The sequence below is a fragment of the Kitasatospora purpeofusca genome (assembly GCF_036010405.1).
Classification (GTDB): Bacteria; Actinomycetota; Actinomycetes; order Streptomycetales; family Streptomycetaceae; genus Kitasatospora; species Kitasatospora purpeofusca.
The window spans coordinates 6,517,572-6,531,198 of sequence record NZ_CP108561.1 but is presented as its reverse complement, the minus strand read 5'-3'; the positions used below and the strand labels follow the sequence as shown (position 1 = coordinate 6,531,198).

Annotated in this window: 8 protein-coding genes; 1 reads left to right on the top strand and 7 read right to left on the bottom strand. The window is 72.9% G+C overall.

Annotated features, from left to right (window positions below; genetic code table 11):
* Window positions 1-662: 662 nt before the first annotated feature.
* Both OG715_RS28575 and nrdR read right to left on the bottom strand, forming a co-directional pair.
* Window positions 663-3,557, bottom strand: a complete 2,895-nt coding sequence (locus OG715_RS28575) for a vitamin B12-dependent ribonucleotide reductase (RefSeq protein ID WP_266274395.1) — start codon at window positions 3,555-3,557, stop codon at window positions 663-665.
* Between the two features lie 214 nt (window positions 3,558-3,771).
* A complete protein-coding gene (gene nrdR, locus OG715_RS28570; RefSeq protein ID WP_030396649.1) occupies window positions 3,772-4,269 on the bottom strand; it encodes a transcriptional regulator NrdR in 498 nt (165 codons plus the stop codon).
* Between the two features lie 345 nt (window positions 4,270-4,614).
* On the opposite strand from nrdR, the gene lexA reads away from it, so the two are divergent.
* Window positions 4,615-5,496 carry a transcriptional repressor LexA gene (lexA, locus tag OG715_RS28565; protein WP_407661029.1) on the top strand — a complete coding sequence of 294 codons (882 nt, stop codon included), beginning with the start codon at window positions 4,615-4,617 and terminating at the stop codon, window positions 5,494-5,496.
* 115 nt (window positions 5,497-5,611) lie between these two features.
* Here lexA and OG715_RS28560 read toward each other — a convergent pair whose 3' ends face one another.
* Genes OG715_RS28560 through OG715_RS28540 form a run of 5 tightly spaced genes read right to left on the bottom strand, consistent with a single transcriptional unit; the run spans window position 5,612 to window position 13,567 of the window.
* Window positions 5,612-7,744: an ATP-dependent DNA helicase gene (locus OG715_RS28560; RefSeq protein WP_266274396.1), complete on the bottom strand. Its 2,133-nt coding sequence runs from the start codon at window positions 7,742-7,744 to the stop codon at window positions 5,612-5,614.
* A 12-nt stretch (window positions 7,745-7,756) separates the two neighbouring features.
* Window positions 7,757-9,589 (bottom strand): IucA/IucC family protein, encoded by a 1,833-nt coding sequence (locus OG715_RS28555; RefSeq protein WP_266274397.1) that lies wholly within the window; start codon window positions 9,587-9,589, stop codon window positions 7,757-7,759.
* Complete coding sequence (locus tag OG715_RS28550) at window positions 9,567-11,045, bottom strand: lysine N(6)-hydroxylase/L-ornithine N(5)-oxygenase family protein (protein ID WP_266274398.1); 1,479 nt, start codon at window positions 11,043-11,045, stop codon at window positions 9,567-9,569. Before OG715_RS28550 ends, OG715_RS28555 begins: the two co-directional genes overlap by 23 nt.
* A gap of 15 nt (window positions 11,046-11,060) precedes the next feature.
* A complete protein-coding gene (locus OG715_RS28545; RefSeq protein ID WP_407661135.1) occupies window positions 11,061-11,774 on the bottom strand; it encodes a GNAT family N-acetyltransferase in 714 nt (237 codons plus the stop codon).
* Complete coding sequence (locus OG715_RS28540; RefSeq protein ID WP_407661028.1) at window positions 11,666-13,567, bottom strand: IucA/IucC family protein; 1,902 nt, start codon at window positions 13,565-13,567, stop codon at window positions 11,666-11,668. Before OG715_RS28540 ends, OG715_RS28545 begins: the two co-directional genes overlap by 109 nt.
* Window positions 13,568-13,627: the final 60 nt, after the last annotated feature.

Here is a 13,627-nt window from a genome sequence, read left to right as displayed (position 1 = left end):
GGGGCCGTTGCCGCATCGTGCGGGCACGATGGCAGCGAGCGCATCGCACCTCGCACTTGGCCAACTCGGCCAGAAGCCGGTCCTTGCCCGCGCACAACTGCACCATCCGGGAGACAGTTCCGGTCTTCTCCCCCGGATCCCGATGGTCCGGGTCGAGTGCCCGGACGTCGGAGTAGCCACAATCGACACATCCCGTCCGTTTCCACTCGGTCACGACGGACTGAAGCCTCTGCCTCGATCGGTTCAGGTCGTGCGCGGATCCAAGCCTGGCCCGACGCGCCCGCTGCCGCTCCAGCGCAGCTGCTTTGACCTCGGGTCGCTTCCACTTCTCCCGACGGGCCGCATTTGCCGCAGCCTTTGCCTCTGTCGTTCGCGCCCTGGCCCGGGCCGCGCGCTTGCACTCACTCTGGAGTCCGCTCGGCCTGCTTGCATTTTTCGGGAACTCGGCTGCCGGGTGCGCCTCCTGACACGCCGGACACCAGATCGGTGTCATGGATGTGATCTCTGCTGCCGGAGGTCGGCGCTGCCCGCGGCGCCTTGAGGGATCGGTCACATCCGAAGCCAAGCAGCCCTCACCGACAGAAAAGGGCGGGGCGAGGACTCTCGTCCTCGCCCCGCCCGAGGGCTTCACTCCATCGAGTGAAGCCGACCGCGTTCCTGTGTCAGCTGCAGCCGCTGGTGGAGCCGCAGCCCTCGCAGAGGTAGCAGCTGCCCGCGCGGCGCATCTTGGTGCCGCAGGAGAAGCAGAGCGGCGCGTCGGCGTTCATGCCCAGCTGGATCTCCATCAGCTCGGTGGAGTTGTGGGCCTGGGCGGTGGCCTTCGGCGCCGGGGCGGCGACCGGAGCCGGGACGGCGGCCGGCTTCGCGGCGACCGGCACGACCGGGGCGGACTGGGCGAGGGTCTCGGTGTCCAGCTCCTCCTCCGCCTCCAGCGGCTCGTAGGAGCCGGTCTCCAGGTGGCGCTGACGCTCCTCGACCGAGTGGATGCCGAGCGCCGAGCGGGTCTCGAACGGCAGGAAGTCCAGCGCCAGGCGGCGGAAGATGTAGTCGACGATCGACTGCGCCATCCGCAGGTCCGGGTCGTCGGTCAGGCCGGCCGGCTCGAAGCGCATGTTGGTGAACTTCGAGACGTAGGTCTCCAGCGGGACGCCGTACTGCAGGCCCACCGAGACGGCGATGGAGAAGGCGTCCATCATGCCCGCGAGGGTCGAGCCCTGCTTGGACATCTTCAGGAAGACCTCGCCGAGGCCGTCGTCCGGGTAGGAGTTGGCGGTCATGTAGCCCTCGGCGCCACCGACCGTGAAGGAGGTGGTGATGCCCGGGCGGCCCTTGGGCAGGCGCTTGCGGACCGGACGGTACTCGACGACCTTCTCGACCTTGGCCGGGGCCTCGGCGGCGGCCTTCTCCTCGTCCTTCTTCTTGGCCGAGAGCGGCTGGCCGACCTTCGAGTTTTCGCGGTAGATGGCGAGCGCCTTGACGCCCAGCTTCCACGCCTCGAAGTAGATCTCCTCGACGTCCTCGACGGTCGCGGAGACCGGCATGTTGACCGTCTTGGAGATGGCACCGGAGATCCACGGCTGGATCGCGGCCATCATCCGGACGTGGCCCATCGGGGAGATGGAGCGCTCGCCCATCGCGCAGTCGAACACCTCGTAGTGCTCGGTCCGCAGACCCGGCGCGTCCACCACATTGCCGTGCTCGGCGATGTGGGCGACGACCGCCTCGATCTGCTCGTCCTGGTAGCCGAGGCGCTTGAGCGCACGCGGCACGGTGCCGTTGACGATCTGCATCGAGCCGCCGCCGACGAGCTTCTTGAACTTGACCAGCGCGAGGTCGGGCTCCACACCGGTGGTGTCGCAGTCCATCATCAGGCCGATGGTGCCGGTCGGGGCGAGCACCGAGGCCTGGGCGTTGCGGAAGCCGTTCTGCGCGCCGATCCGCAGGACGTCCTGCCAGGTCTCGTTGGCGGCGGCCAGGACGGGGGCGCCGAGGCCGTCGAAGGAGACGGCGGCGAGCGAGGCGTCCGCGTGCTGCTTCATGACCCGCTGGTGCGGGGCCGCGTTGCGGGCGTAGCCGTCGTACGGGCCGACGACGCCGGCGAGTTCGGCGCCGCGGCGGTAGGCGGTGCCGGTCATCAGGGAGGTGATGGCGCCGGCCAGCGCGCGGCCGCCCTCGCTGTCGTAGGCGTGGCCGGTGGCCATCAGCAGGGCGCCGAGGTTGGCGTAGCCGATGCCGAGCTGGCGGAACGCGCGGGTGGTCTCGCCGATCTTCTCGGTGGGGAAGTCGGCGAAGCAGATGGAGATGTCCATCGCGGTGATGACCAGCTCGACGACCTTGGCGAAGTTCTCGGCGTCGAACGAGTCGTCGTCGCGGAGGAACTTCATCAGGTTGAGCGAGGCGAGGTTGCAGCTGGAGTTGTCCAGGTGCATGTACTCGGAGCAGGGGTTGGACGCGTTGATCCGGCCGGACTCCGGGCAGGTGTGCCACTGGTTGATGGTGGAGTCGTACTGGATGCCGGGGTCGGCGCAGGCCCAGGCGGCCTCGGCCATCTTGCGGAAGAGCTTCTTCGCGTCGACGGTCTCGATGACCTCGCCGGTCATCCGGGCGCGCAGGCCGAATTCGGTGCCGTTCTCGACGGCGGTCATGAATTCGTCGTTGACGCGGACGGAGTTGTTGGCGTTCTGGTACTGCACGGAGGCGATGTCGTCGCCGCCGAGGTCCATGTCGAAGCCCGCGTCGCGCAGGGCGCGGATCTTCTCCTCCTCCTTCACCTTGGTCTCGATGAAGGCCTCGACGTCCGGGTGGTCGACGTCCAGGACGACCATCTTGGCCGCGCGGCGGGTGGCGCCGCCGGACTTGATGGTGCCGGCGGAGGCGTCGGCGCCGCGCATGAAGGAGACCGGGCCGGAGGCGTTGCCGCCGGAGGAGAGCAGTTCCTTGGAGGAGCGGATCCGGGAGAGGTTGAGGCCGGCGCCGGAGCCGCCCTTGAAGATCATGCCCTCTTCCTTGTACCAGTCGAGGATCGACTCCATGGAGTCGTCGACGGACAGGATGAAGCAGGCGGAGACCTGCTGGGGCTGCTTGGTGCCGACGTTGAACCACACCGGCGAGTTGAAGCTGAAGACCTGGTGGAGGAGGGCGTGGGTCAGCTCGTGCTCGAACACCTCGGCGTCGTCCGGGGTGGCGAAGTAGCCGTTCTTCTCGCCGGCGGCGCGGTAGGTGAGCACCACGCGGTCGATGATCTGCTTGAGGCTCCACTCGCGCTGCGGGGTGCCGAGGGCGCCGCGGAAGTACTTGGAGGTGACGATGTTGACCGCGTTGACCGACCAGAAGTCGGGGAACTCGACACCGTGCTGCTCGAAGTTGATCGAGCCGTCACGCCAGTTGGTCATGACGACGTCGCGCCGCTCCCAGCGGACCTTGTCGTACGGGTGCACGCCAGGGGTGGTGTAGATGCGCTCGATCCGCAGGCCGCCCTTGGGCGCCTTGCCGGCGCCCTTGCCCGCGGTCCTGTCGGACTTCGACCCGCGCGCGGAACCGCTCGTGGTGTCTGTCACTTCTGTTCCTCCTCCTGGTTGGGCAAACGCCCGAAGTGCCCCGTAAAGTCCGGGCACGGCTGGTTCGCTCTTCCGGTGTGCGGCAGGCAGGGATCCTCACCCACCGCGCACGTTTTGTCATGGTCTGTGCGCCGTTTTCGGGCACACGTCGGCCCCGGGGGACCGAAGGGGTTGCGCCGACCCCGGAAAGGGGCCGGTGGAGGGGCCGGGCCGGTTAGGGCGCGGCGGCGGCGACGGGCACGCAGGCGCCGTCGGCCTCGGTGGCGGGCTGCTCGGCGCGGAGTTCCGCGATGGCGGCCTCGAAGTCTTCCAGTCCGTCGTACGCCTGGTAGACGCTGGCGAAGCGCAGGAACGCGACGACGTCGAGTTCCTTGAGCGGGCCGAGTATGGCAAGCCCGACGTCATGGGTGGTGAGCTCGGCGTTGCCGGTGGCCCGCACGCACTCCTCGACCCGCTGGCCGAGCTGGGCGAGGGCGTCCTCGGTGACCGGGCGGCCCTGGCAGGCCTTGCGGACTCCGGAGATGACCTTCTCGCGGGAGAACGGCTCGGTGACGCCGCTGCGCTTGATGACCATCAGGGCGGCCGTCTCCACGGTGGTGAATCGGCGACCGCAGTCCGGGCACTGCCGGCGGCGGCGGATGCAGCTGCCGTCCTCGGTGGTCCGGCTGTCGACGACGCGGCTGTCGGAGTGCCGGCAGAAGGGGCAGTGCACCTGAGGATCCCTCCTTGGCAGGACGTGCGGACTTGGTCGAGTCTATGCGATCCCGGGGCCCTGCGAGCAACCCGATCTTGAGGTCTCGACCACAAGTACTGGGCCACGGAGAGGACTGTAGCCACTACATCTAGGTTTCGGAGGGAAGGAAGGGCCCTGGCGTGTCGGCGCGGGCGATACCCTCGGAGTCGATTTCCGATCGAACATTTAATCGATGTACAACAAAGCCTTGATCGAGTCAGCCAACTCCCGAATAATTCACTCGAACGTGTGTTTGGCGCAACCTTTCGATACGAGGTGCGTTGGGCTGGAAAAAGGAGAGGACAGCCGTCGAGAGGGGCAGCCGTGAACGCCGTCGAAAGCAACACCATCCCGGTGCAGGAGCACTCCCAGCTCAAGGTGGGGCAGCGCACCACGAATCAGCAGAGTGTGGACATCAGCATGGACCGCAGCGAGGATCACCGCCCTACGGGCCCGGGCATTTCCGGGATCGGGCGTGTTCCGGACCAGCCCATCGAACACTCCCCCGCCCTGGACGACGCCCACCCGGCGCCGACCCGTTCCGCACCGGGCCGCCCGCCCGGCATCCGGACCGACGAGGCCGGCCTCACCGAGCGCCAGCGCCGGGTGATCGAGGTCATCAGGGACTCCGTGCAGCGCCGGGGCTACCCGCCGTCCATGCGCGAGATCGGCCAGGCCGTCGGCCTGTCCAGCACGTCGTCGGTGGCCCACCAGCTCATGGCCCTGGAGCGCAAGGGCTTCCTGCGGCGGGACCCGCACCGTCCGCGCGCCTACGAGGTCCGGGGCGTCGAGGTCGCCCGGCCGAACACCGCCGAGACGGCGGGCCGGCCGTCCACCTCGTACGTGCCGCTGGTCGGCCGGATCGCCGCCGGTGGGCCGATCCTGGCCGAGCAGACCGTCGAGGACGTCTTCCCGCTGCCCCGGCAGCTGGTCGGCGAGGGCGAGCTGTTCGCGCTCACCGTGCGCGGTGACTCGATGATCGAGGCGGCCATCTGCGACGGCGACTGGGTCACCGTCCGCCGCCAGCCGGTCGCCGAGAACGGCGACATCGTGGCCGCGATGATCGACGGCGAGGCCACCGTCAAGCGCCTCAAGCGCGAGGACGGCCGGATCTGGCTGATGCCGCACAACCCCGCGTACGAGCCGATCAACGGCGACAACGCGACCATCCTGGGCAAGGTCGTGGCCGTCCTCCGCCGGCTCTGACCGCACCGCCCCCCGCCCGGACCCACAGGAAGGGGCTCCCCGCACAGCGCGTGGAGCCCCTCCGGCCTTTCCCGGCCCCGCCCCGGGCCCGGATCGGCTCCGGATCAACGCCGGATCAGCCCCGCTTCGGCACCGGCCGGACCGGCGCCGCCGAATCGTCGATCGCCGCCAGCGAGCGGCGCACCTGGTTGCGGTCCGTGGTGTACCAGAACTCCGGCATCGAGGACCGGAAGAAGCCGCCGTAGCGCTTGGTCTCCACCCGGGGGTCGAGCACCGCCACCACACCCCGGTCCTCCGCCGCCCGCACCAGCCGGCCCGCGCCCTGCGCCATCAGCAGCGCCGCGTGGGTCGCCGCGACGGCCATGAAGCCGTTCCCGCCGCGCTGTTCGACGTCCTTCTGCCGGGCACTCATCAGCGGGTCGTCCGGCCTCGGGAACGGGATCCGGTCCATCACCACCAACTGGCAGGCCGAGCCGGGCACGTCCACGCCCTGCCAGAGCGACAGCGTGCCGAACAGGCAGGTGGTCGCGTCCGAGGCGAACTCCCGGATCAACTCGCCCAGGGTGTCCTCGCCCTGGAGCAGGATCCGCTGGTCCAGCCGCTCCCGCATCGCCTCGGCGGCCGCCTGCGCCCCTCGCATCGAGGAGAACAGCCCCAGCGTCCGCCCGCCGGCAGCGCCGATCAGATCCGCCAACTCGTCCAGCATGTCCGGCCGTTCGGGATCGCGCCCGGGATCGGCCAGATGCCTGGCGACGTAGAGGATGCCCTGCTTGGAGTACTTGAACGGCGAGCCGACGTCGATGCCCCGCCAGTGCGGCACCGGCTCGTCGCCCATGCCCTCCCCCACCGCCTCCGGGTTGTCGCCGGGGGTACGGACGTCCGGCAGCCGGGCGTCGGACGGCAGGCCCACCGAAGCGGCCACACCGGTGAAGTCCCCGCCGAGCTTGAGGGTGGCCGAGGTGAGCACCACCGCGCGCTCCTTGTACAGGCCCTCCCGCAGCAGCCCGGAGACGCTCAGCGGGGCGACCCGCAGCGAGGCGGTGCCGAGCCCGTAGCGGTCGCTGCGCTCGATCCAGACCACGTCGTACTCGGAGTCCTGGAGCAGCCGGTCGGCGGTCTCGTGCAGGGACTCCGCCGCGGCCATCGCCTGCTTGCGCACGGCGTCCTCGTCGCTGAGCCCCTTGTCCCTGGTCTCGCCGAGGGAGGTGATCACCTGCCGGGAGGCGTCCCGGATCGCCGTCACGGCGTAGGCGAGGTACTCGGGCAGCTCCTCCACCCGGCCGGGCTGGGCGGTCTCCATCAGACCGTGGTAGTTCTCGGCGGCGGCCTGCAGCGCGTCCACGGCCTTCTCGTTGGCGAGCCGGGCGGCCCGCTTGACCGTCCGGTTCACCGCGCCGACGGTCAGCTCGGCGGTGGCCGCCCCGGTGACCCGGTTGACCAGCTCGTGCGCCTCGTCGACGATCAGCAGCCCGTGCTCGGGCAGCACCGGCGCGCCCTCGATCGCGTCGATCGCGAGCATCGCGTGGTTGGTGACGACGACGTCGGCGAGCTTGGCCCGCTCCCGTGCCTTCTCCGCGAAGCACTCCTGGCCGTACGCGCAGCGGGTCGCGCCCAGGCACTCCTTGGAGGTGACCGCGAGCTGGGCCCAGGCCCGGTCGGAGACGCCGGGGGACATGTCGTCCCGGTCGCCGGTCTCCGTCTCGTCCGCCCAGTCGCGCAGCCGGAGCACCTCCTTGCCGAGCTTGCCGGCGGGCCCGCCGAGCGCCTCGACCGGGTCGAACAGGCCCTCGCCCTCCTCGCCCGGGGTGCCCTCGTTGGCCCGGTGCAGGCACAGGTAGTTGGAGCGGCCCTTGAGCATCGCGAACAGCGGACGGCGCCGCAGCACCGGGTGGAGAGCCTCCACGGTGCGCGGCAGGTCCCGCTCGACCAGCTGGCGCTGGAGCGCCAGGGTCGCGGTGGCGACCACCACGCGGTCGCCGTGGGCGAGCGCCGGCACCAGGTAGGCGAGGGACTTGCCGGTACCGGTGCCGGCCTGCACCAACAGGTGCTCGCCGTGGTCGACGGCGTCCGCGACGGCCTCGGCCATCCGGAGCTGTCCGGGGCGCTCGACGCCGCCAACGGAGGCCACCGCGGCGTGCAGCAGCTCGGGGACACGGGCGCGGGGGACGGCCTCCGCCGGGGCGTCCGCGACGCTCCCGGCCTCGTCGGCGTCCTCGGCGGGGAGCTGGGATTCGGAGTCGTTCGTCATGACCCACCCAGCCTACGGGGCAGGGGTGACAATCCGGTCCCGGCGGCGGGGCACCCGGCCCGTTCCGTCCGCGGCGAGCGGGTTGGGCACGGTGCCGTGCCGGGCCGCGTGCGGGCGGTGCGGGCGGTCGCCGTAGCCGTCCAGCAGCAGCCGGTTGCGGTTCAGGCAGAGCCGGTCGATCCTCGGCCGGAACAGGTCGAACAGCGCGAACCGCTCGGCGAGTTCCGGGAACCGCGCCTGGTAGCGGTGGATCTCGGCCCGGAGCAGCGCCCAGAACTCCGCCTCGGCGAGGCCGGTCCCGGCCTCCAGCAGCGGTGCCAGATAGCGGTACACGCCGATGAACAGCCCGGAGTGCAGGAACTGGCACAGGCCCTGCGGGTCCTCGCGCAGCAGGACCGCGTCCACCTCGGCGGGCAGGTCGCGCAGCTCCGGCAGGTCCTGGTCGCTGAGGTTGACGTCGTCGACGAAGTCCTTGACCGCCAGCCGGACCGGTACGTCCCGCTCGTCGAAGACCAGGACGGCGTTCTCGCCGTGCGGGGAGAACACCAGCCCGTACCGGTAGAGGAAGTGCAGCAGCGGCGGCAGCATCGCGGCGAACAGCCGGCCGGTCCACTCGGCGGGGGCGAGCCCGGAGCGGGCGACCAGTTCGGCGGCCAGCGGCCGTCCGTCGCGTCCGGTCTGGAGCAGGGCGGCCAGGGTACGGCCGCGCTCGCCGGGCGCCAGCGCCGGGCCGAGCGGCTCCCGCCAGATCGCGCCGAGCAGCTCCTTGTACTGGTAGGGGGCCTCGGGCAGGTCGCGGTAGACCGGGTGGTCGACGGTGACCGAGGCGATCTCGCCGAGCAGCACCACCCGGCACTCCTCGCGCAGGAAGGGGTCGGCGTCGCGCAGCCCGTGGATCCAGGCGGTGACGGCGGGCGCGGCCAGGGTGCGTTCGGTGGGCAGGCCGCGCCAGACCAGGGTGTTGAGGACGGCCAGCGGCAGCTTGACCGTGCAGCGCTCGGGTCGGCTCTCGTTGAAGAACGAGCGGATCGACTGCTGGGGCAGCCGGAGGTCGCCGTCGGTGCCGAGCGGCACGATCTCGCCGGAGGCGATCCACGGGGCGAACAGCGGCACCACGGTCTCGTCCCACTGCCACGGGTGCACCGGCAGCAGCAGGTAGTCCCCGGCGGCGGCGCCGAGCGGGGCGCGGAGCGCGGCCGGGTCGTCGAGCTCCCGGCCGTACAGCAGCTCGGGGTCGGCGAGGCCGGCGACGCCCCGGTACTCGGCGAGCCGGCGGTGCACGGCGATCCAGGGCAGCGGGCGCGGGGTGCGGGCCTCGGGGGCCCAGCGCGCGGCGTCGGCGGCGGAGAAGCCGATCCGGCCCTTGTTGGGAACGATCCACGGGTGGCCGCCCTGCCGGCCCTCCAGCTCGGTGTGGCCGAGGTCGGCGAGTTCGGCGGCGGTGAGGCCGGTGGCCAGCAGGTGGGCGTCGGCGATCAGGGTGGTGCTGAGCTCGCGCAGCAGGTGACCGGTGGTGTCGCCGCGCAGCCCGAGGGCGTGCCGGGCGTGGACCAGGAAGCGCAGCGGGTCGAGGCCCTCGGGGTCGTCGCAGTGGACGGAGCCGGGGTCGACGAGCCAGCTCCCGTAGGCGCCGCGCCGGGCGGTGAAGCGGTACTCGGCCGAGGGCAGGGCGAGTGTCCAGCCGTCCGGTGTCCCGCTGCCGGTCCCGGTCGGGGCGAGGAGCTCCTCGTAGGCGAACTCGCCGAGCATCTTGGCGAGCAGCGCGCGGCCGGCCCGCTGCCAATGGCCGGCGGTGAGCTGCGGCGGCAGGTACAGCGGCGGTTCAGCGGCCGGCGGTTGCGGCACGGGTCGGCTCCTGGGGTCGGGGGAGGGTGGTTGCGGTGACGGACGAAGTGGGGGCGGAGGTGGTGGGGGCGGCGGCCGGGGCCGCCTCGGAGGCCGGAGCCGCCGGGGCGGCCGGGGCGGCCGGAGCGGCTGTCGGGGCGGGCGGCGCGAAGCCGGTCCAGGCGGTGCGCCGGGGCAGCCGGTGGACGGTCCGCCCGGTGACGGCGTTGAGGATCACCGCGGCCCGGTGGGCGCCCAGTCCCAGGTCGGGGGTGCCCACCCCGTGGGTGTGCAGCTCGCCGTTCTGGACGTACAGCCCGCCGGTGAGTTCCGGCCCGGTGGCCACCCGGTGGTCGAGGTCGACCCGGTAGCGGCCGGCCGGGTCGCGGTCGATCAGGTGGGCGAGCGGTTCCAGCGCGGCCGGCCCGGCCGCCCGGTAGCCGGTCGCGAGCACCACGGCGTCGGTGCGCAGCAGGTGCGCGGTGCCGGAGTCGGTGTGCCGGCAGTCGAGTTCGAGCCCGCCGCAGGGGCCGGGCCGGGCCTCGGTGACCTCGGTGCCGGGTGTGATCTCGACCGGCGCCGCGCCGACCGGCCGGCCGACGGTGCGTTCGTACAGCTGGTCGTGGATCTCGGCGAGGGTCTCGGCGGAGGCGGCCTTGTGCAGCTGCCACTGGGCCTCGACCAGGTGGTCGCGGACGGCCTCGGGCAGGCCGTGGAAGTACCGGGTGTAGTCGGGGGTGAAGTGCTCCAGACCGAGTTTGGAGTACTCCATCGGCGCGAGCGCCCGGGTGCGGGTGAGCCAGCGCAGTCGCACGCCGTCGCCGTCGTGGCGGCGCAGCAGGTCGAGGAAGATCTCGGCGCCGGACTGTCCGCTGCCGACCACGGTGATGTCCCGGGCGCCGGCCAGTCCCTCGCGGCGGTCGAGGTAGTCGGCGGAGTGGAAGACCGCCGGGTGGCCGTCGAGGGCGGCGAAGGCCGCGGGGCGGACGGGCAGGGTGCCGACGCCGAGCACCACGTTGCGCGCCTCGACGGTGTACGTCCGGCCGGTGGCGGGTTCGCCCAGCTCGGCGCGGTAGCGGTCGCCGGTCCAGTGCAGGGCGGTGACCTCGGTGCCGAAGCGGCAGTTGGCGAGCCGTTCGGCGGCCCAGCGGCAGTAGTGGTCGTACTCGCGGCGGGTGAGCTGGAAGCGCTCGCTGAAGTAGAACGGGAACAGCCGGTCCTCCTCCCGCAGGTGGTTGAGGAAGGACCAGGGGCTGGTCGGGTCGACCAGGGACACCAGGTCGGCGAGGAACGGCACCTGCATCCGCGCGCCCTCGACGAGCATCCCGGGGTGCCAGCGGAACTCCGGGCGCCGGTCGCAGAAGAGGGTGCGCAGCCCGGGGACGGGCTCGGCGAGCGCGGCAAGGGAGAGGTTGAACGGGCCGATGCCGAGGCCGAGCAGGTCGTACGGTCCGGGCGGGGGGGCTGGGGTGTCCATGAGGCGGGGGCTGTCCTAGGCGGGGTGCGGGGTGCGGTCGCGGACCATCAGGGCGGCCCGCTTGTCGGGCAGGTCGAGTTCGGCGGCGAGCCGGAAGCCGGCCCGCCGGAAGGCGCGGACGGAGCGCCGGTTGCGGACGTCGGGCTCGGCGACCACGCGTTCGCAGTGCGGGCGCTCCCGCAGGACGCGGTCGGTCAGGGCCGTGAGCAGGGCGGTGCCGAGGCCCCGGCCGCGGCTGGCGGCGGGCCCGAGCAGCAGGTGCAGTCCGGCGTCGTGCGGCCGGGCCGGGTAGTGCGCGGCGAGCGGGTCGAGGTCGGCGCGGTACACCTCCCAGTAGCTCATCGGGGTGTCGTCGAGCAGTCCGAGGCAGGGCAGGCTGCGGCCGTCGCCGTCGAGCTGGTGGCGCAGGTGCCGTTCGGTGACGGCGGACGGGCCGGCGAGTTCCCAGAACGCGGCCACCGCGGGGTCGTTCATCCAGCGGGTGAGCAGGCCGAGGTCGGCGGGGAGCCGGACCAGGCGGAGCCGGAGCTCCCCGGCGGCGGTGGCGATCGTGCCCCACCCCACCGGTTCGTCGGTGCCGGGGCGCCCGTCCACCGCGACACCGGGACCGGGGCGCCCGCTCACGCGCCCGCCACCGGGTTGGGCAGCTCGATGTAGACGGACTGGGTGGCGACCGGCCCCACCAGCTCGTCCAGTCCCTGGATCCGGGTGAGCAGATTGGCCTTGCAGGGCAGCGTCGGGGCGTCGAGCAGCAGGCCGGGCAGCGCGGAGCCGGTGGCCCGGGCGGCGGCGCCGGTCAGGAAGCGCCGGAGCGCGGCCAGCAGCACGGCCTCGTCGGCGAGCCGCTGCGAGCCGAGGGCGCCGATGAGGCCGAGGACGTGGTTGATGCCCAGGTAGTAGGCGAAGTGGTGGTCGATCACCGGATCGTCGAGGAAGGTGTCGCTGCGCGCGCCGAGGCCGGGCAGCCGGGCGGTGAGCCGGTCGGCGGCGCTGTGCCGGTAGTAGTAGCCCTGGTTGTCGCGGTAGCGGCCGCCGTTCGGCCAGCCGTCGGCGTCGAGCAGGACGAGGCTGTTCTGCTGGTGGGCCTCCAGCGCGATGCCGGCCTGTCCGTCCAGCCAGAGCACGGGCAGGACGACGGCGTCCAGGTAGCGCAGGAACCATTCGGCCGCCACGGTGGGCAGCGGCCGGCCGGTGCGGGACGCGAGCGTGCGCAGCAGGTCGCCGAGCCGGGACCGGACGCGGCCGGCCTCGTCGCCGGCCCCCGCCGGGTGCGGCCGCTCGGCGACCAGCCCGGCCACGCAGTGGGCGCGGTCGCCGGGGGCGAAGGGCTGGGCGCGCAGCACGGTGTCCAGGCCGCCGGGGTCGCCGAGGCCGGGGTGGTCGACGCCGATCCAGGCGGGGTCGCGGACGATGTCGAAGCCGGGGTGGGCGGCCCGCCACTCGGCGCCGAGGCCGCTCTCCAGCAGCCGGTGCATCTCCAGGCCCCGGTGGAGCTCCTTGCGGAGGTTCTCCCGGCGGGAGTTGGTGATCCGCAGGCCGAGCGAGAGCTTCAGCATCCAGGGGGTGCCGGGCCGGTAGACGGTGCGCACCGAGGAGGTCGGGTACCAGGCGGCGCCGGACGGGCCGAGGTCGTGCAGCCGGCCGTCGGCGAGCAGGGCGGCGGCGGCCGGGCGGTGGGCCAGTTCGCGGGCCTGCCAGGGGTGCAGCGGCAGGGCGGCGGTGCCGGGCGGCAGCAGGGCGGGGTCGCCGAGGAGCTGGGCGGTGATCCGGTCGGCGCCCTCGGTGAGGGCGGAGCCGGCGGCGAGCAGCTCGCGGTCGACGGCGTACCAGTGCAGTTGGAAGGAGCCGTGGAGTTCGGGCGAGTAGGCGGCGCTCTGGGCGGGGCCGAGGCCGTCGCGGCTCTTGGGGGTGGGGTGCATCGGGTGGCCGAGCAGCAGGGACTGCTCGGTGGCGAGGAACTCGGAGCGCTCGGGCCCGCCGGGCGGCGGGGCGGTGCCGGAGCGGTGGTGGGCGAGGATGTCGGCGGTGCGGACCACCGAGTCGGCGACCCGGGCGGCGAGGTCGGCGATCTGCCCGGGGTCGGGCCGGTCGGCGGCCGCGGCGGCGAGCAGGGCGGCGGCGGTGACGGCGTCCACCGGGGCCTCGTGGAGGTCTCCCGCCGTACCGGCCCCGAGGGTGGCCGGGCCGAACCGGTGCCAGCCGGCCGACGACCAGTGCCGGACGGGGGCGGAGAGCCGGGCGGCCCCACCGAGGACGGCGATCCGCAGGTGTCCGTCCGGTCCGGGCGCGGCGCCGGTCTCGCGGGCCCAGCAGCGCAACAGGGCCTCCACGGCGGCCTGTTCGGCGGCGACGGCCGGGTCCGGGTGGAGCAGCCGGTCGGACGTGACCGGGGCGGCGACGGCGGCACCGGCGGCGGGAACGGCGGTCACGGGACCGGTGGCCGCAGGGCCGGTGGCGGCGGCTGCGGGGCCGGGCCGGCCGGCCGGGATGTCGGGCGGGGCTCCGGTGAGGGCGGTGCTCAATGCTGCTCCTTGGTGCGCGTGGAGTGCCGACGCGCGGGGGGTGGAGAAAACCTGCGGGCG